This window comes from Pseudomonas sp. HMSC076A11 (assembly GCF_001810205.1).
Taxonomy (GTDB): domain Bacteria; phylum Pseudomonadota; class Gammaproteobacteria; order Pseudomonadales; family Pseudomonadaceae; genus Pseudomonas; species Pseudomonas aeruginosa.
Genome location: NZ_KV800314.1, coordinates 201,027 through 219,627, shown reverse-complemented (window position 1 = coordinate 219,627; position 18,601 = coordinate 201,027). Strand labels below are relative to the sequence as shown.

Genomic DNA, 18,601 nt, shown 5'->3' with positions numbered 1-18,601 from the left:
CTATTCAGCACGAAAATGCACGGAACATCCGACGATGAATTGTTACCAGGACGAATTCGACCAGACCAACGGTCTGCGCTACCTCAACCACGCAGCGGTCGCACCCTGGCCTAGACGCGCCGCCGACGCGGTGAGCGCCTTCGCCCGGGAGAACGTCGCCCACGGCGCCAGCGACTATCCGGAATGGCTGAAGATAGAACATCGCCTGCGCGAGCGCCTTGCCCGACTGCTCAATGCGCGCGCCGGCAGCGACCTCGCCCTGGTCAAGAACACCTCCGAGGCGCTTTCCTTCGTAGCCTTCGGCCTGGATTGGCGAGAGGGCGACCAGGTCGTCATCGGCAACGAGGAGTTCCCCTCCAATAGAGTGGTCTGGGAAGCCTTGCGCCCGCGCGGCGTCGAAGTGGTCGAGGTCGGTCTCGCCGGCGACGATCCCGAGAGCGCCCTGCTCGCCGCCTGCGGCCCGCGCACCCGCCTGCTGTCGATCAGCGCGGTGCAGTACGCCAGCGGCCTGCGCCTTGACCTGGAGCGCATCGGCGCGGGATGTCGCCGCCGCGGGGTGCTGTTCTGCATCGACGCGATCCAGCAGCTCGGCGCCCTGCCCTTCGACGTACAGGCCTACGATTGTGCCTTCGCCATGGCCGATGGGCACAAGTGGATGCTCGGCCCCGAAGGGCTGGGCGTCTTCTATTGCCATCCCGAGCAGCGCGAGCGCCTGGCGCTGCACGAATATGGCTGGCACATGCTGGAACATGCCCTCGATTACGAGCGTCGCGACTGGCGGCCGGCGCGCAGCGCCCGGCGCTTCGAATGCGGCAGCCCGAACATGCTCGGCGCGATGGCCCTGGAGGCCAGCCTGGGGCTGTTGGAGGAGGTCGGCATGGAGCGGGTCGGCAGAGACATCGCCGAGCGCGTCCAGTGGCTACAGGACGGTCTGTCGGGAATTCCCGGGGTACGCCTGCACAGCCCGCGGAACCCGAGCCGACGCGCGGGCATCCTGACCTTCAGCCTGGACGGCCAGGACAATCGGACACTCTTCGAAACGCTTCGCCAGGAACGGGTCATTTGTGCCCAGCGTGGCGGAGGTATCCGTTTTTCCCCGCACTTCTACACGAGTTCGACGGTGATCGACGATACCCTGGCGATCTTGCGCCAGGTCGCAGGCACCTAGGTACTCAAGGACGGCAAGGGTATTCCAAATCTGTTTAAAAAACCGCCAGCCCTGTCTGGACGCCCCACGAACATGACCAATACTGAAAGGTACTGGCGCGCGGTATCTCCCCCCAAGTACCCAGCCAGTGAAGGTACCGAGGAATGCGTACCTTTGTTCCACTCCTAATGGTCTTGACCCGGATTCATCCCCCAGAACCCGGGTTTTTTTTATCCGTGCGCCGGCCTAGCGGGCCAACGGAAACAGCCGATGGAAATTGGCGGTAGTCTGCTCCGCCAGGGTTTCCAGGCTGACGCCACGCAACGTCGCGAGGAATTCGGCGACATCGCGCACGTATTCCGGCAGGTTCGGCTTGCCGCGATGGGGAATCGGCGCCAGGTAGGGCGAGTCGGTCTCCACCAGCAGCCGGTCGGCTGGTACCTGGCGAGCCACCTCGCGCAGGGCATCGGCATTGCGGAAGGTGACGATGCCGGACAGGGAAATGTAGAAGCCCAGGTCCAGCGCCGATCGCGCCATCTCCCAGTCCTCGGTGAAGCAATGCAGCACGCCGGCCTGCGGCAACGCCGCCTCGCGCAGCAGCGCCAGCGTATCGGCGCGCGCCTCGCGGGTGTGCACGATCACTGGCTTGGCGGTGATCCGCGCGGCTTCCAGGTGCAGGCGAAACGCCTCCTGCTGCAACTCGGCGGCTTCCGGTTCGTAGTGGTAGTCGAGGCCGGTCTCGCCGATCGCCACCACCCGCGGATGCGCCAGTTCGCCTAGCAGCCAGTCCAGCGCTGGCGCGCTTCCGGGCTCCAGGTCCAGCGGGTGCACGCCCACCGAACAGTGCACGTCGGCATAGCGCTCGGCCAGGGCCTTCACCGCCTGGGCATTGTCGGCGCTGACGCCGATGCAGAGGAATTGACCGACGCCACGCGCTCGCGCGGCATCCAGCGCCGCATCGAGCGAGCCGCCATGGGCGGCCAGGTCGAGGCGATCGAGGTGGCAGTGGGAATCGACCAGCATGATCCTGTCTAGCGTTACATCGTGTGGGTCGGCCGGTCCGACTTCAGCGCCCCGGCCAGGTAGGTTTCGATCTTGTTGCGGGCGGTGTTGTCACCGTCGTTGAACTGCACGCCGATGCCCGCCGCACGGTTGCCCTGGGCGCCCTTCGGGGTGATCCAGACGACCTTGCCGGCCACCGGGATCTTCTCCGGCTCTTCCATCAGGTTGAGCAGCATGAAGACTTCGTCGCCGAGCTTGTAGTTCTTGTTGGTGGGAATGAACAGCCCGCCGTTCCTGATGAACGGCATGTAGGCGGCGTACAGCACGGACTTGTCCTTGATGGTCAAGGACAGGATGCCGTTACGCGGCCCCAGATTGGGTGGCAAACTCATGCAGGTTCCTGCCAGTCGAATATCAGCGGGATTCTAGCCCGGCCCGGGCAGGCTTGCCCACTGCACCAGCAGGGCTTCGAGAAGCAGGACACGGTTGAGGTTGGCCTTGTTCAACACTTTCTGCCGCTGTTGCAGCAGCCAGTCCTGCATGGCCAGCACCTTGGCCTGCCCGGATTTGTCGCCCAGGTACTGGATCACCTTGCGCATGTCGGCCAACCCCAGCCCCTCCTCGTCGTGGGTCAACTGGTAGCGCAGGATGCCCAGCGTCCAGTCGCAGAACCAGTCGAAGAGCAATGGCAACGGCACGCTGTTCCAGCTTTCGGCCAGTGGGCTGGCGGCGATCTGCTGCTTGAGCAGCTTCTTCACCCCCTCGACCACCTGCGCGCGCTGCTCGCGCACGCCCTGGCCGTGCAGGCGCTGGGCGGTGAGCGGCGAGCCGCCGGAAAGCGCCAACAGTTCCTCCAGGGCCTCGGCCGGCTCGTCGGGCAGGGCCCGCGCCAGCCATTCCAGACTCGCCGCCGCGCCCGGCAAAGGGCAGGCCTGCTGCACGCAGCGGCTCTTGATGGTCGGCAACAGGCGGCTGGGCTGGTGGCTGATCAGCAGCAGCACAGTATCGCCCGACGGCTCTTCAAGGCTTTTCAACAGGGCGTTGGCGGCGTTCACGTTCATCGCCTCGGCGGGTTCGAGCAACACGACCTTGCGCCCGCCCAGTTGCGCGGTCTGCACCACGAAGCCAACCAGGTCGCGGACCTGATCGACCCGGATCGGTTTCTCCGCCTCCTCCGGCTCCAGCACGAAGTAGTCCGGATGGGTACCGGCGGCCAGCAACTGGCAGGCCTTGCACTCGCCGCATGCGCCAGCGGCGGCAGGCCGCTGGCAGAGCAGTTGGGCGGCCCAATGCTCGGCCAGGGCACGCTTGCCGATCCCGGCGGGACCGTAGAGCAGATAGGCGTGGGCGTGCTGGGCGCGGCCGCCCAGTTGGCTCCAGAGCGCCTGCTGCCAGGGATAGATATCAGCCATTCAGACGCTCCAGCAGATTCGGCAGCAGCCGATCCAGGCCAGCCTGCACCTCGGCCAGCGGCAACCCGGCATCGAGCACCTGGTAACGCTCCGGGGCCTGCGCGGCGCGCTGCAGGTAGGTCTGACGCACGGCCTCGAAGAAGCGTCGGTCCTCCTGCTCGAAACGGTCGAGCCGGCCACGCGCCGCCGCCCGCGCCAGGCCGATTTCCACCGGCAGGTCGAAGACCAGCGTGAGGTCGGGCCGCAGGTCGCCCTGGACGAAGCTTTCCAGCGCGGCGATGCGCGCCTCCGGCAAACCGCGCCCGCCGCCCTGGTAGGCATAGGTGGCATCGGTGAAGCGATCGCAGAGCACCACGGCCCCGCGCGCCAGCGCCGGGCGGATGACCCCGGCGAGATGCTGGGCCCGCGCGGCGAACATCAGCAACAGCTCGGTATCGGCGGCCATCGGCTCGTCGCTGGGCGCCAGCAGCAGTTCACGGATGCGCTCGGCGAGAGGCGTGCCGCCAGGCTCGCGGCTCAACTGCACCTCGATGCCGCGCTCGCGCAGGCGCTCGGCCAGGTAGTCGCGGTTGGTGCTCTTGCCGGCCCCTTCCGGGCCCTCCAGGGTGACGAACAGGCCGGTCACACGGCACTCCTTATCTTGGCTGCGCCGCTCATTGTGGCGGCGGGGTGATGGGCGCGGGGCTGGAGCGATAGTCCGAGCGACGCTTCAACTGGTACTCGCGGACCGCCTTGTTGTGTTCGTCCAGGCTGCTGGAGAACACATGGCTGCCATCGCCGCGCGCCACGAAATACAGGGTCTCACCCTCGGCCGGATGCAGCGCGGCGCGAATCGCCTCGCGCCCGGCCAGGGCGATCGGGGTCGGCGGCATGCCCGGCACCACATAGGTATTGTAAGGGGTCGGTTCGCGCAGGTCGGCGCGGGTGATCTTGCCGTTGTAGCGCTCGCCCATGCCATAGATCACCGTCGGATCGGTCTGCAACAGCATGCCGCGCTGCAGGCGGCGGACGAAGACGCCGGCGATCTGCGAACGCTCTTCCGGCACGCCGGTTTCCTTTTCCACCAGCGAGGCCATGATCAGCGCCTGGTAGGCGTCGCGATAAGGCAGGTCCTGGCTGCGGCCATCCCATTCCTTGGCGAGGATGGTCTGCATGCGCTGGTAGGCCTTGCGCAGTATGTCGATGTCGCGCATGCCACGGGTGTAGCGGTAGGTATCGGGGAAGAAGCGCCCTTCGGCCACTTCGTCGGGCTTGCCGAGGCGTTGCATGATCTCGCCGTCGCTCAGGCCGGCCAGGGTCTGCTCCAGCTTGCCCTGCCTGGCGAGCGCTTCGCGCACCTGGCGGAAACTCCAGCCCTCGACCAGGGTCAGGCTGTACTGCACCACCTCGCCTTCACGCCAGAGTTCCAGCAGGTCGGCGCCCTTCATCCCCGGCAAGAGGCGGTATTCGCCGCTGTGCAGGGCCTGGCCCGGCAGGTTGAAACGCCAGTAGAGGCGCAGCCAGAACGCGCCATGGAGCACCTTTTCCTGCTCCAGACGCGCGAGCATGCCGCCCGGCGTGGAGCCCGAGGAAACGTCCAGCAGGCGCTCCTCGGTCAATTGCAGGGGCTGCTCCAGCGCCCGCTGCTGCTGCCATGCAGCCAGGCCGACGCAGAGGCCAACGAACAACAGGCCACTCTCCAGCAGCACCAGCAGTTTGCGCATCAAAGTCAGAAATCCAGGTCGTCGCGAAGTTGGTCTTGCAGTTTACGGGTCAGCTCGCCGACCGGCCAGACGTGCTCGTCCAATGCCCGGACCGGCCAGATGCCGAACTGGCTGTTGCACAGAAAGACCTCGTCGGCCGTCGCCAGTTCAGCCATGGAAACATCCCGTATCGCCAGCGGGACGCCGATTCCTTCGGCGCGCTCGAGCAATTCCGCGCGCATCACTCCCGCGACGCCGCAGCGCCGCAGGTCAGGCGCCACGAGGGTGCCGTCGAGAACCAGCAGCAGGTTGCTGAACACGCCCTCCACTACCCGCTCGTGCACGTCCAGCATGAGCCCTTCGGCATGCCCGGCGTCGCTCCACTCGGCACGGGCGAGGACCTGCTCCAGGCGATTGAGGTGCTTGAGACCGGCCAGCAGGGGCTGCTCGGCCAGGCGCGTGCGGCAGGCGAACAGGCGCACGCCTTGCTGCCAGTGGCGCTCGGGATAGGCCGGACGCGGCGATCCGGAGAGGATTCGCCGCGGCGAGGCCTCGGCAGGCGGCGCGTAGCCACGCAAACCCTCGCCGCGGGTGACGATCAGCTTGGCGACACCGTCGCCCAGCGCCGCGCAGAACGCCAGCAACTCCTGGCGCAACGCCGCGGCGTCGAGAGGGATCGCCAGGCGCCGACACCCCTCTTCCAGGCGCGCCAGGTGGCGCTCCAGGAGACGCGGCGTGCCGGCGCGCACCGCCAGGGTCTCGAACAGCCCGTCGCCATAGGCCAGTCCGCGATCGCGCACGGACAGCTCGGCGGCGGGCCGGCCGTCGACCCAGTCCAGCATCAGTCGGCGAACCTGCGGAACACCAGGGTGCCGTTGGTCCCGCCGAAACCGAACGAGTTCGACAGGGCCACGTCGATCTTGCGCGGCTTGGCTTCGTGGGCCACCAGGTCGAGGTCGCAACCTTCGTCCGGGTTGTCCAGGTTGATGGTCGGCGGGGCGACCTGGTCGCGCAGGGCCAGCACGCTGAAGATCGCCTCCACCGCACCGGCGGCACCCAACAGGTGGCCGGTCATCGACTTGGTCGAACTCATCGACAGCGCATGGGCATGCTCGCCGAACACGCTCTTCACCGCGGCGATCTCGGCGATGTCGCCGGCCGGGGTGGAGGTGCCATGGGCGTTGATGTAATCGACCTGACGAGGATCCAGGCCGGCATCGCGCAGCGCGTTCTTCATGCAGCGGGCGGCACCGGCGCCGTCTTCCGGCGGCGCGGTCATGTGGAAGGCGTCGCCGCTCATGCCGAAGCCAACCAGCTCGGCATAGATCCGCGCGCCGCGGGCACGGGCGTGCTCCAGTTCTTCGAGCACCAGGGCGCCGGAACCGTCGGACAGGACGAAGCCGTCGCGATCCCGGTCCCACGGACGGCTGGCACGGGTCGGCTCGTCGTTGCGAGTGGAGAGCGCGCGAGCCGCGCCGAACCCACCCAGGCCGAGACCGCAGGCAGCCATTTCGGAACCGCCGGCGACCATCACGTCGGCCTCGCCATAGGCGATGTTGCGAGCAGCCATGCCGATGCTGTGGGTACCGGTGGTGCAGGCGGTGGTGAGGGCGTAGTTGGGCCCCTGCAGACCCAGGTGGATCGACAGGAAGCCGGAAACCATGTTGATGATCGAACCGGGCACGAAGAACGGCGAGATGCGCCGCGGCCCCTGCTCGAACAGGGATCGGCAGTTGTTCTCGATATTGGTCAGGCCGCCGATACCGGAACCCATGGATACGCCGATACGCTCACGATTGGCGTCGGTGACCTCCAGGCCGGAATCGCGAACGGCCTGGAAGCTGGCGGCGAGACCGTACTGGATGAACAGGTCGAGCTTGCGGGCTTCCTTGGCGGACAGGTATTCCTCGACATTGAAACCCTTGACCGAACCACCGAAGCGGGTGGAATAGGCGGATAGGTCCATATGCTCGATCGGGGCGATCCCGCTGCGACCGGCGAGAATACCTTCCCAACTGCTCGGGACATCCAGGCCCAGCGGCGACAGCATGCCCATGCCAGTAATGACGACGCGTCTACGCGACACTACGACTTCCTCTTTCTCATTTCACGGGGTTGCGCCGACAGACTACCAGAGTAGGTAAGGCGCTAAAGAAAAGCCGCACGCCCTTACAGGCTGTGCGGCTTTTCCACGTCGGAAAATCCGACGACTACTTATTGCTGGTGAGCAACGATGTAGTCGATGGCTTCCTGAACGGTGGTGATCTTTTCAGCTTTCTCGTCAGGGATTTCGGTCTCGAATTCCTCTTCCAGAGCCATCACCAGCTCGACGGTGTCAAGGGAGTCGGCGCCCAGGTCTTCGACGAAGGAAGCGCTGTTGGTGACTTCTTCTTCCTTCACGCCGAGTTGTTCAGCGACGATCTTCTTAACGCGTTCTTCGATGGTGCTCATACCTTGTTTTCACTCCTATGGAAAATCCGAGCAGCTGGGCTGCGGGTAAGTGTATAGAAAGGGTTTTCTGCTTTTCAAGCTGAACGCCTCACCTTCCCACGGCCACTTCGATAATTCTATCTAATAACCCGGCTGCAATTCCGCAACGAATTCTAGACAGCGCTTATGACAGACCCGAGAAAGGTAACGTCACATTCAGCTCATGTACATCCCACCATTGACCGGCACGGTGGCCCCGGTCACATAGGCTGCGCCGTCCGAAGCGAGGAAGCCGACCACCTTGGCGATCTCTTCCGCCTGCCCCAGGCGACCCAGCGGAATCTGGCCCAGCAGCGCTTCGCGCTGGGCTTCCGGCAGCTCGCGGGTCATGTCGGTGTCGATGAAGCCCGGCGCCACCGCATTCACGGTAATGGCACGCGAACCGACTTCCCGGGCCAGCGCACGGGTGAAGCCCTCCAGGCCGGCCTTCGCCGCGGCATAGTTGGTTTGCCCGGCATTGCCCATGGCGCCGACCACGGAACCGATGTTGATGATGCGCCCCCAGCGGGCCTTGGTCATACCGCGCAGAACGGCTTTCGACAGACGGTAGAGACTGTTCAGGTTGGTGTTGACCACATCGAACCACTCGTCGTCTTTCATGCGCACCAGCAGATTATCGCGGGTGATGCCGGCGTTATTGACCACGATCAGCGGTTGGCCGAGATGCTGCTGGATGTGCTCCAGGGTCGCGGCTACGGATTCGTCGCTGGAAACGTCCAGGACCAGGCCCGCACCCTCGACGCCATTGGCCTTGAGGGTTTCGGCGATCTTCTCGGCGCCGGACGCGCTGGTCGCGGTGCCGATGACCACGGCACCCAGGCGCCCCAGTTCCAGCGCAATCGCCTGGCCGATGCCACGGCTGGCGCCGGTTACCAATGCGACCTTACCTTGCAGACTCATGGGATTCTCTCCTTTCACTCTCTCTCAGGCCAGGGCGGCGCGCGTGGCGGCGAACGCCTCGACACCATCCAGGCCATGGGTATTGATGCCCTTCGCACAGCGCCTGTTGAGGCCTGCCAGGACCTTGCCCGGCCCGCACTCGACCAGCTCGGTGACGCCCTTTTCCGCCAGCAGCTGGATGCTCTCCACCCAGCGAACCGGGCTGTACAGCTGTGCCAGCAGGTCGCGGCGCAGCGTATCGAGATCAGCCGGTACGGCGGCGCTGACGTTCTGCACCAGCGCAATCTTCGGCGCCTGCCACTGCAGGCTTTCGACCGAGGCGGCGAACTGCTCGGCGGCCGGACGCATCAGCTCGCAATGCGACGGCACGCTGACCGGCAGCGCCACCGCGCGCTTGGCGCCGCGCGCCTTGCACGCCTCGATGGCGCGCTCCACGGCAGCCGCGGCACCGGCGATCACTACCTGCCCCGGCGCGTTGAAGTTGACCGCGCTGACCACCTCGCCCTGGGCCGCCTCGGCACAGGCCGCCAATACATCGGCGTCTTCCAGGCCTAGGATCGCGGCCATGCCGCCCTGCCCCGCCGGAACCGCCTGCTGCATCAGTTGGCCCCTACGCTCGACCAGCTTGACCGCATCGGCGAACGCCAGGCTTTCGGCCGCGACCAGCGCGGAATATTCGCCCAGGCTGTGCCCGGCGACGAACGCCGGGCGCGCGCCGCCCTCGGCCAGCCAGAGGCGCCAGAGCGCGATCGAAACCGTGAGGATGGCCGGCTGGGTCTTGTCGGTCTGGTTCAGGTGCTCTTCAGGTCCATTCTGGACCAGCGCCCAAAGGTCGTAACCGAGCGCCTCGGAGGCCTCGGCGAAGGTATCGCGCACCAGCGCCTGCTGGGCGCCCAGCTCGGCCAGCATGCCGAGGGATTGCGAACCCTGGCCGGGGAAGACGAATGCGAGGGATGCAGACATTGAATAGGTCCCTTGTGGTCTTTTGCTCGTCAGAGATAACGCGCCAGCCGCGACTGGCGCAGGAAACTGAGTGTTGGATGGCTGCCTGGACCGCCCGGTCACACATTAGAGCAGCAGATGCTCGAGACGGCCATGCAATCGTTGCGGCAGGTTTTCCCGGACTTCCAGTGCCGCGCGACGCAAGGCGCTCTGGAAACCCTCCTCGGCGGCAGACCCATGGCTTTTCACCACTATCCCCTGCAATCCGAGGAAACTGGCGCCGTTATAGCGTGCCGGAGCGATATCGCCGCGCAGCCGGCGCAGCAGCGGCAACGCCAGCGCACCGACCAGCTTCGCCGCCAGTCCATCGCGGAAGCGCTGTTCGATCCGCGCCGACACCATGGCAGCCAGGCCTTCGCTGGCCTTCAGCAGGATGTTGCCGACGAAACCGTCGCAGACCACCACGTCGGCCTCGCCGCGATACAGGCCATCGCCCTCTATATATCCGCTGAAATTCAACCCCTGGGCCTTCTGCAACAGGCTCGCCGCCAGCTTGACCTGCTGGTTGCCCTTGATCTCCTCGGTCCCCACGTTGAGCAGGGCGACCCGGGGCGAGACGCAGCCCAAGGCCTCTGCCGCCACCGCGCCCATCACCGCGAACTGGTAGAGATGCTCGGCACTGCAATCCACGTTGGCGCCGAGGTCGAGCAGATGACAATGCCCCTTCTCGGTCGGAACCGCCGTCACCATCGCAGGGCGGTCGATACCGGGCAGGGTCTTCAGCAGGTGCCGCGACAGCGCCATCAACGCCCCGGTATTGCCGGCGCTGACGCACGCGTGCGCCCGGCCGTCGCGGACCAGCTCCAGCGCCACGCGCATGGAAGCGTCCGGCTTGCCACGCAAGGCCTGGGAGGGACGTTCGTCTGAACCTATCACTTCGCTGGCCGCATGCACACGCAGGCGCTGCCGGTCGAGCGACGGATAGCGGGAAAGGAGTTCTTCGAGGAGGGCAGGCTGACCGACGAGGATCAGTTGCGAAGAGGAATTCTCGGCCAGGAAGGCAATAGAGGCCGGAACAACGCAGTGGGGACCGAAGTCCCCACCCATTGCATCAATCGCGATGATTGGTGCGGACAAGGATTACTCGTCGGAGCCCTTGTCTACTACCTTACGGCCGCGATAGAAGCCGTCCGGGGATACGTGGTGGCGCAGGTGGACTTCACCGGTGCTCTTTTCCACGGACAGAGCATTGGACTCGAGCGCATCGTGGGAACGACGCATGTCACGAGCGGAACGAGACTTTTTGTTCTGCTGAACAGCCATGATTGATTAACTCCTAAACGTTTGGGTCACGCTTCAACTGTGCCAGTACGCTGAACGGATTAGGACGCTTGTCCTCGACTTCGCTCGACTCCGGCTCGTCTTCGACGACGAATCCAGCCGGGTGCTGACATACTTCGGGGTCATGGGCCGGAACGATGGGTAAGGCGAGCAACAGCTCGTCCTCGACCAGCGCCAGCAGGTCCAGGGGTTCCTCCCCCACTTCCAGCGCATCGTACCCCTTCGGCAGACCGTCGGCGGACTGACCTTCCCGAAGAATGGCGTAGGTATATTCGCCATGCACGGGAATGGCCGCCGCATCCAGGCAGCGTTGGCATACCATGCTCACCTCGGTATCGAGCTGCATATGCATGACCGCCAGCTTCTGGTGGTCGCGCTCGAAGGAAACCTTCACGCGCACCTCACCGGCATCGCTGGTCAGTTGCTCGCATACACGCGGCATATCGGCGAGCGCGTACACACCCTCGAGGGTGGCGCCGCGGTCGACCAACTTGCGCGGATCGATATGAGGTGGAATCGGCCCATTCAACATAAGCGCGCCATTATAGGGACGCCCCCGCGCCTGTCAAAGGAAATTAGCCATAAACCGCTGTAAGGACGAGTCTTTTCGTTAAAATCGGCCGCTCGCCATGGAGAACCTCATGCCCGACCTGATCCTCGCCTCCAGCTCCCCCTACCGACGCGAACTCCTGACCCGCCTGCGCCTTCCCTTCGAAAGCGCCAGCCCCGATATCGACGAAAGCCATCGCGCCGGGGAAAGTGCCGAGGAACTGGTGCGCCGCCTTTCCGCCAGCAAGGCCGAAGCGCTGGCCGGACGCTATCCGCAACACCTGGTGATCGGCTCCGACCAGGTCGCCGTACTCGACGGCAACATCCTCGGCAAGCCGCACACCCCCGAACGCGCCATCCAGCAGCTACGGGACGCCAGCGGCAAGAGCGTGACCTTCCTCACCGGACTGGCCCTCCTCAACAGCGCCAGCCGACGCATCCAGGTGGCATGCGTGCCGTTCACCGTGCACTTCCGCCACCTCGACGAGAGCCGCATCCGCCGCTACGTCGAAGCGGAACGCCCGCTGGACTGCGCCGGCAGCTTCAAGGCGGAAGGCCTGGGCGTCAGCCTGTTCCGCGCCACCGAAGGAGAGGACGCCACCAGCCTGGTGGGCCTGCCGCTGATCCGCCTGGTCGACATGCTCCTCGAGGAAGGCGTCGAAATCCCCTGAGCCGGCATTCCCATATCCGGCATTCCCATATAAAGAAGCCCGGCTTCAGCCGGGCTTCTTTATATAAGGAAGGGAAACGCTCTCAGCGCAGTACCGGCCCCTGCCAGCCCATCCAAAGCGCGAGGCGCTCCGCCACACTGGCACCGAACTTCTTGGCGAAGCGATCGAACGGCGACTCCTGCACGGTGTAGTCCTCGATCTTCTTCTCCTTCACCACTTCGCGCGCCACATAGCTGGCATTGCCCAGACCGTCGATCAAACCGAGCTGCAATGCCTGTTCGCCGGACCAGACCAGACCCGAGAACAGCTCCGGATGCCCCTCGACCTTGAGCCGGTCGCCGCGCCCTTTTTTCACGCTGTCGATGAACTGCTTGTGGGTGGTATCCAGCACCTGCTGCCAGAACTGGGTCTCCTCGGGCTTTTGCGGCTGGAAAGGATCGAGGAACGACTTGTGCTCGCCGGAGGTATAGACGCGCCGCTCGACACCGAGCTTCTCCATGGTGCCGACGAAACCGAAGCTGGCCGCCGTCACGCCAATGGAACCGACCAGACTGGCCTTGTCGGCGTAGATCTGGTCGGCGGCGCTGGCGATGTAGTAGGCGCCGGAGGCACCCAGGTCGCTGATCACCGCATAGACCTTGACGTTCGGGTGCTCGCCGCGCAGGCGACGAATCTCGTCATAGATATAGCCCGACTGCACCGGACTGCCGCCCGGACTGTTGATCCGCAGGACGATCCCCTTGGTACCCTCATCCTTGAACGCCGCGCGCAAGGCCGTGACGATATTGTCGGCACTGGCCGGCTCATCGTCGGCGATCATGCCCTTCACCTCGATCAGCGCCGTGTGGCTACCGCTGCGCGAGGCCGATTTCTCCAGGCTGCCGAACGGACTGAAGGCCAGCAGCACGACAAAGAGATAGATGAAGGTCAGCGACTTGAAGAATATCCCCCAGCGCCGCGCCCGCCGCTGCTCCTGGACCCCGGCGAGGACCGCCTTTTCCAGCAGCTTCCAGCTCTTGTCGTCATTCGCCTTCGGCGTTTCCGACTTCCACTCGTCAGACATGCTCAACCACTCCTGAAACCGCCTCACGTCGAGCACCGCCCAACCAGGCGCGCAACTCGGTGAAATGCTCAACTTCCAGCCGCGGCGCATAAGGCCGCAACTGCTCCAGCGATTGGGCGCCATAGGCCACCGCAACCGAATCCATCCCCGCCCGTCGCGCCATTTCCAGGTCGAACGGCGAATCACCGATCATCAGCGCCCGCCCCGGCTCGACCCGGCAGTGCGCCAGGATCTCGTGGAGCATCAACGGGTCCGGCTTGCTGGCCGTTTCGTCGGCGCAGCGGGTGATATCGAAGAAATCGCTCCAGCCATGCCCCGCCAGCACCCGGTCCAGGCCGCGCCGACTCTTGCCGGTGGCGACCGCCAGGCGGAACCCGGCCTCGCGAAAATGCACCATGGCTTCGGCCACGCCGGGGAACAACCGCGACGGCTGCGCTTCCTGCGCCAGGTAATGCTCGCTGTAGGCACACCGGAAACGCTCGACCAGAGCAGGATCGCCAACCTCCGGATAGAGCGAAGCGATCGCCTCGGGCAAGCCGAGGCCGATGATGCCCTTGATCCGGGTATCGTCCCGCTCCGGCAGAGCGGTTTCCCGCGCCGCCGCCTTCATCGAATCGACGATGCGCGCGATCGAGTCGACCAGGGTGCCGTCCCAATCGAATACCAGCAACGCGTAGTCAGTCATTCAAACGCTCCAGCGAACGCTGCCACATCTCGTCCACCGGCGCCTCCAGCTCCAGCACCTGCCCGTCGGGCAGCGGCACGCGCAACTGCGCGGCATGCAGGAACAGGCGCTTGCCGCCCAGCTCGCGGATCTCGCGGGAGAAATCCTCGTCGCCATACTTCGGGTCGCCGGCGATGGCATGCCCGGCGTGCTTGGCATGCACGCGGATCTGATGGGTCCGCCCGGTGATCGGGCGTGCTTCCACCAGGGTGGCGAAATCGCCGAAGCGACGCAGCACCCGGAACTCGGTCAGCGCGTCCTTGCCCTCGACGTTCACCTCTACCATTCGCTCGCCCGAACGCAGGTTGTTCTTCAGCAGCGGCGCGCGCACGTTCTTCTTGCCAGCCGGCCAGTGGCCACGGACCAGGGCGTGATAGCGCTTGTCGACGATTTTCTCGCCCCGCAGGGCCTCATGCAGGTGACGCAACATGCTGCGCTTCTTGGCGATCATCAGCAGGCCGGAGGTATCGCGATCGAGACGATGCACCAATTCGATATCCTTGGCATCGGGGCGCAACTGGCGAAACACCTCGATGACCCCGGCGCTCACGCCGCTGCCGCCATGCACGGCGATCCCGGCGGGCTTGTTGACCACGATCAGCGCCTTGTCCTCGTAGACGATCGCCGCCTCCATCCGCTCCAGCAGCCCCTGCGCCAGCGGCGCCGGCTCATCACGCTCGGCCAGGCGCAGCGGCGGCACGCGCACCTGGTCTCCGGCCTGGAGCCGATAGTCGGGCTTGATCCGCCCCTTGTTCACGCGCACTTCGCCCTTACGCAGGATGCGATAGATCAGGGTCTTGGGCGCACCCTTGAGACGGGCGATAAGGAAATTGTCGATACGTTGACCAGCCAGTTCCGGCGGCACATCGAGCAGCTGGACACCGGTGGTCGGAGAGGCGGGAGTAGTCATCCGTACATCATAACAATTTTTCATTCAATTGAAGCACTTAATCATTGCTGCTATAGTCGGGAAGCCGCCATAAGCGGCCTGGCCTGCGGATGATTGCCAACCTGCATTTCCCCCTCGCCTGCAAACACTTTGAACGGACGTCAGGCCGTCCTACAGAGGCGTTTCAGCGGAAATACGAAAATTTCCAACCCGCTAACGACTCGAAACCAAAGCCTTGAAACATGAGCCGCGACCACTTCGGTGAGCGCGAGATGCCAACCCGCTCCGGATACTGCGAGCGGCGCCCGATTCTTAAGGAACATGTGTAGGGTGGAGATGTACGGCTGTTGGACTGCGTAGCTTCTAGCTTGATCCAGACGCATTTTTCGTCCGCCTCCGACAGCCGATTCCTCCTCCTGACTCAAGTGCTTCTGAAACACAGGAAGCAGGAGACGTAGTCGCGGACCGGCACCCAGTGCCGAGCGCCGCTGGACACGGGAATGGCCCGCCATTCCTGAATACGCGCCCGAGCACCGACCGTGAGAGTCGTGTGTGCCGATCGCCGTTTCCGGTAGCCCCGGAAACCATTGGTACTACATGAAAAGAATGCTGATCAACGCGACTCAACCCGAGGAGTTGCGTGTTGCACTGGTCGACGGCCAACGCCTGTTCGACCTCGACATCGAGTCGGGCGCCCGCGAGCAGAAGAAGGCCAACATCTACAAAGGCCGCATCACTCGCGTCGAACCCAGCCTCGAAGCCGCCTTCGTCGACTTCGGCGCCGAACGCCACGGCTTCCTCCCCCTCAAAGAAATCTCCCGCGAATACTTCAAGAAATCCCCCGAAGGCCGGATCAACATCAAGGAAGTCCTGAGCGAAGGCCAGGAAGTCATCGTCCAGGTCGAGAAGGAAGAGCGCGGCAACAAGGGCGCCGCCCTGACCACCTTCATCAGCCTGGCCGGCCGTTACCTGGTGCTGATGCCGAACAACCCGCGCGCCGGCGGCATCTCCCGCCGTATCGAAGGCGAAGAGCGCAACGAGCTGCGCGAGGCCCTGAACGGCCTCAACGCACCGGCCGACATGGGCCTGATCGTGCGCACCGCCGGCCTCGGCCGCAGCACCGAGGAACTGCAGTGGGACCTCGACTACCTGCTGCAACTGTGGAGCGCGATCAAGGAAGCGTCCGGCGAACGTGGCGCGCCCTTCCTGATCTACCAGGAAAGCAACGTCATCATCCGCGCCATCCGCGACTACCTGCGCCAGGACATCGGCGAAGTGCTGATCGACAGCATCGACGCCCAGGAAGAAGCCCTGAACTTCATCCGCCAGGTGATGCCGCAGTACGCCAGCAAGGTGAAGCTGTACCAGGACAGCGTTCCGCTGTTCAATCGCTTCCAGATCGAGAGCCAGATCGAGACCGCTTTCCAGCGCGAAGTGAAGCTGCCGTCCGGCGGCTCCATCGTCATCGACCCGACCGAGGCCCTGGTTTCCATCGACATCAACTCGGCGCGCGCCACCAAGGGCGGCGACATCGAGGAAACCGCCCTGCAGACCAACCTGGAAGCGGCCGAGGAAATCGCCCGCCAGCTGCGCCTGCGTGACATCGGCGGCCTGATCGTCATCGACTTCATCGACATGACCCCGGCGAAGAACCAGCGCGCCGTGGAAGAGCGTGTCCGCGAAGCCCTCGAGGCCGACCGCGCGCGCGTCCAGGTCGGTCGCATCTCGCGCTTCGGCCTGCTGGAAATGTCCCGCCAGCGCCTGCGTCCGTCCCTCGGCGAGACCAGCGGCATCGTCTGCCCGCGCTGCAACGGCCAGGGCATCATCCGCGACGTCGAGTCGCTGTCGCTGGCCATCCTGCGCCTGATTGAGGAAGAAGCCCTGAAGGACCGCACCGCGGAAGTCCGCGCCCGCGTGCCCTTCCAGGTCGCCGCCTTCCTGCTCAACGAGAAGCGCAACGCCATCACCAAGATCGAACTGCGTACCCGCGCGCGCATCTTCATCCTGCCGGACGATCATCTGGAAACCCCGCATTTCGAAGTCCAGCGTCTGCGCGATGACAGCCCCGAACTGGTTGCCGGCCAGACCAGCTACGAAATGGCCACCGTCGAGCACGAAGAAGCCCAGCCGGTCAGCTCGACCCGCACCCTGGTCCGCCAGGAAGCAGCAGTCAAGACCGTCGCTCCCCAGCAGCCCGCACCGCAACACACCGAAGCACCGGTCGAGCCGGCCAAGCCGATGCCCGAGCCGAGCCTGTTCCAGGGCCTGGTGAAGTCCCTGGTCGGCCTGTTCGCAGGCAAGGATCAACCTGCCGCCAAGCCTGCTGAAACCAGCAAGCCGGCTGCCGAGCGCCAAACCCGCCAGGACGAGCGTCGCAACGGCCGCCAGCAGAACCGCCGCCGCGATGGCCGCGATGGCAATCGCCGCGACGAAGAGCGCAAGCCCCGCGAGGAACGCGCAGAGCGCCAACCGCGCGAAGAGCGCGCCGAACGCCCGAACCGCGAAGAGCGCAGCGAACGTCGCCGCGAAGAGCGCGCCGAGCGCCCGGCTCGCGAGGAGCGCCAGCCGCGCGAAGGCCGTGAAGAGCGCGCCGAGCGGACACCCCGCGAAGAGCGCCAGCCGCGCGAAGGCCGCGAAGGTCGCGAGGAACGCAGCGAACGCCGCCGCGAAGAGCGCGCCGAACGCCCGGCCCGCGAAGAGCGCCAACCCCGCGAAGGCCGTGAAGAACGCGCCGAGCGCCCGGCCCGCGAAGAGCGCCAGCCGCGCGAGGATCGCCAGGCTCGCGACGCCGCGGCCCTGGAAGCCGAGGCGCTGCCGAACGACGAGAGCCTGGAGCAGGACGAGCAGGACGATACCGATGGCGAGCGCCCGCGCCGCCGCTCCCGCGGCCAGCGTCGTCGCAGCAACCGCCGCGAACGCCAGCGCGAGGTCAGCGGTGAGCTGGAAGGCAGCGAGGCGACCGATAATGCCGCCGCGCCGCTGAACACCGTCGCAGCCGCCGCCGCTGCCGGTATCGCTGTCGCCAGCGAAGCCGTAGAAGCAAACGTGGAGCAAGCCCCGGCCACTACCAGCGAGGCTGCCAGCGAAACCACGGCAAGCGATGAGACCGACGCGTCGACCAGCGAAGCCGTCGAAACCCAGGACGCGGACAGCGAGGCCAATACCGGCGAAACCGCCGACATCGAAGCGCCGGTGACCGTCAGCGTGGTCCGGGACGAAGCCGGCCAGAGCACCCTGCTGGTCGCGCAAGCCACTGAAGAAGCTCCCTTCGCCAGCGAAAGCGTGGAAAGCCGCGAAGACGCCGAGAGCGCCGTGCAACCGGCAACGGAAGCGGCCGAAGAAGTTGCCGCCCCGGTGCCCGTCGAAGCAGCAGCCCCTAGCGAGCCCGCAACCACCGAGGAGCCGACCCCGGCCATCGCGGCGGTGCCGGCCAACGCGACCGGCCGTGCCCTCAACGACCCACGGGAAAAACGTCGCCTGCAACGCGAAGCCGAGCGTCTGGCACGCGAAGCCGCAGCAGCAGCCGAAGCGGCAGCTCAGGCCGCTCCCGCCGTCGAGGAGGTCCCGGCTGTAGCGAGCGAGGAAGCGTCGGCCCAGGAGGAACCTGCTGCACCCCAGGCTGAAGAAATCGCCCAGGCCGACGTTCCGTCCCAGGCGGACGAAGCCCAGGAAGCGGTACAGGCCGAGCCTGAAGCTTCCGGCGAAGACGCCACCGACACGGAGCACGCGAAAAAGACCGAGGAAAGCGAAACCTCGCGCCCGCATGCCTGAGTGACAGACTGAAAAAAG

The 18,601-nt window shown here is 65.4% G+C and carries 19 protein-coding genes; 3 read left to right on the top strand and 16 right to left on the bottom strand.

The window, feature by feature from the left end; translation table 11 throughout:
* Positions 1-34: 34 nt before the first annotated feature.
* Positions 35-1,168, top strand: coding sequence for an aminotransferase class V-fold PLP-dependent enzyme (locus HMPREF2716_RS19355; RefSeq protein ID WP_003118082.1), 1,134 nt, complete (start codon positions 35-37; stop codon positions 1,166-1,168).
* A 225-nt stretch (positions 1,169-1,393) separates the two neighbouring features.
* Here HMPREF2716_RS19355 and HMPREF2716_RS19350 read toward each other — a convergent pair whose 3' ends face one another.
* The 13 genes from HMPREF2716_RS19350 to HMPREF2716_RS19290 form a co-directional block, all read right to left on the bottom strand.
* Entirely contained in the window at positions 1,394-2,170 is a 777-nt protein-coding gene (locus HMPREF2716_RS19350; protein ID WP_003091117.1) for a TatD family hydrolase, read from the bottom strand.
* A 14-nt stretch (positions 2,171-2,184) separates the two neighbouring features.
* Positions 2,185-2,541, bottom strand: coding sequence for a PilZ domain-containing protein (locus HMPREF2716_RS19345; protein WP_003091119.1), 357 nt, complete (start codon positions 2,539-2,541; stop codon positions 2,185-2,187).
* A 33-nt stretch (positions 2,542-2,574) separates the two neighbouring features.
* Entirely contained in the window at positions 2,575-3,561 is a 987-nt protein-coding gene (locus HMPREF2716_RS19340; protein WP_003104126.1) for a DNA polymerase III subunit delta', read from the bottom strand.
* Entirely contained in the window at positions 3,554-4,186 is a 633-nt protein-coding gene (gene tmk / locus HMPREF2716_RS19335) for a dTMP kinase (RefSeq protein WP_023517788.1), read from the bottom strand. Before tmk ends, HMPREF2716_RS19340 begins: the two co-directional genes overlap by 8 nt.
* Positions 4,187-4,214: 28 nt before the next feature.
* Positions 4,215-5,264, bottom strand: a complete 1,050-nt coding sequence (gene mltG / locus HMPREF2716_RS19330) for an endolytic transglycosylase MltG (protein ID WP_003104128.1) — start codon at positions 5,262-5,264, stop codon at positions 4,215-4,217.
* A 5-nt stretch (positions 5,265-5,269) separates the two neighbouring features.
* On the bottom strand, positions 5,270-6,085 hold the full coding sequence (pabC, locus tag HMPREF2716_RS19325; protein WP_003110198.1) for an aminodeoxychorismate lyase: 816 nt from the start codon (positions 6,083-6,085) through the stop codon (positions 5,270-5,272).
* Complete coding sequence (gene fabF, locus HMPREF2716_RS19320; protein ID WP_003104132.1) at positions 6,085-7,329, bottom strand: beta-ketoacyl-ACP synthase II; 1,245 nt, start codon at positions 7,327-7,329, stop codon at positions 6,085-6,087. Before fabF ends, pabC begins: the two co-directional genes overlap by 1 nt.
* 128 nt (positions 7,330-7,457) lie before the next feature.
* On the bottom strand, positions 7,458-7,694 hold the full coding sequence (gene acpP / locus HMPREF2716_RS19315; protein WP_003091135.1) for an acyl carrier protein: 237 nt from the start codon (positions 7,692-7,694) through the stop codon (positions 7,458-7,460).
* 195 nt (positions 7,695-7,889) lie between these two features.
* On the bottom strand, positions 7,890-8,633 hold the full coding sequence (fabG, locus tag HMPREF2716_RS19310) for a 3-oxoacyl-ACP reductase FabG (protein ID WP_003091137.1): 744 nt from the start codon (positions 8,631-8,633) through the stop codon (positions 7,890-7,892).
* A gap of 24 nt (positions 8,634-8,657) precedes the next feature.
* A complete protein-coding gene (fabD, locus tag HMPREF2716_RS19305; protein WP_003104134.1) occupies positions 8,658-9,596 on the bottom strand; it encodes an ACP S-malonyltransferase in 939 nt (312 codons plus the stop codon).
* A gap of 105 nt (positions 9,597-9,701) precedes the next feature.
* Positions 9,702-10,712 (bottom strand): phosphate acyltransferase PlsX, encoded by a 1,011-nt coding sequence (gene plsX, locus HMPREF2716_RS19300; protein ID WP_071533934.1) that lies wholly within the window; start codon positions 10,710-10,712, stop codon positions 9,702-9,704.
* Positions 10,713-10,715: 3 nt separating this feature from the next.
* A complete protein-coding gene (gene rpmF, locus HMPREF2716_RS19295) occupies positions 10,716-10,898 on the bottom strand; it encodes a 50S ribosomal protein L32 (RefSeq protein WP_003091143.1) in 183 nt (60 codons plus the stop codon).
* Between the two features lie 13 nt (positions 10,899-10,911).
* A complete protein-coding gene (locus tag HMPREF2716_RS19290) occupies positions 10,912-11,448 on the bottom strand; it encodes a YceD family protein (protein ID WP_003091144.1) in 537 nt (178 codons plus the stop codon).
* A 109-nt stretch (positions 11,449-11,557) separates the two neighbouring features.
* Between HMPREF2716_RS19290 and HMPREF2716_RS19285 the strand changes: the two genes are divergently transcribed.
* Positions 11,558-12,136: a Maf family protein gene (locus HMPREF2716_RS19285; RefSeq protein ID WP_023517789.1), complete on the top strand. Its 579-nt coding sequence runs from the start codon at positions 11,558-11,560 to the stop codon at positions 12,134-12,136.
* Between the two features lie 82 nt (positions 12,137-12,218).
* Here the strand turns inward: HMPREF2716_RS19285 and sppA are convergent, their stop codons facing one another.
* The 3 genes from sppA to rluC are packed head-to-tail and all read right to left on the bottom strand — an operon-like array spanning position 12,219 to position 14,833.
* Positions 12,219-13,199: a signal peptide peptidase SppA gene (gene sppA, locus HMPREF2716_RS19280; protein ID WP_003091146.1), complete on the bottom strand. Its 981-nt coding sequence runs from the start codon at positions 13,197-13,199 to the stop codon at positions 12,219-12,221.
* Positions 13,192-13,884, bottom strand: a complete 693-nt coding sequence (locus HMPREF2716_RS19275; RefSeq protein ID WP_003104140.1) for an HAD-IA family hydrolase — start codon at positions 13,882-13,884, stop codon at positions 13,192-13,194. Before HMPREF2716_RS19275 ends, sppA begins: the two co-directional genes overlap by 8 nt.
* Entirely contained in the window at positions 13,877-14,833 is a 957-nt protein-coding gene (gene rluC, locus HMPREF2716_RS19270; RefSeq protein ID WP_003104143.1) for a 23S rRNA pseudouridine(955/2504/2580) synthase RluC, read from the bottom strand. Before rluC ends, HMPREF2716_RS19275 begins: the two co-directional genes overlap by 8 nt.
* 576 nt (positions 14,834-15,409) lie before the next feature.
* Here rluC and rne point away from each other — a divergent pair.
* Positions 15,410-18,583 carry a ribonuclease E gene (rne, locus tag HMPREF2716_RS19265; protein ID WP_031758917.1) on the top strand — a complete coding sequence of 1,058 codons (3,174 nt, stop codon included), beginning with the start codon at positions 15,410-15,412 and terminating at the stop codon, positions 18,581-18,583.
* Positions 18,584-18,601: the final 18 nt, after the last annotated feature.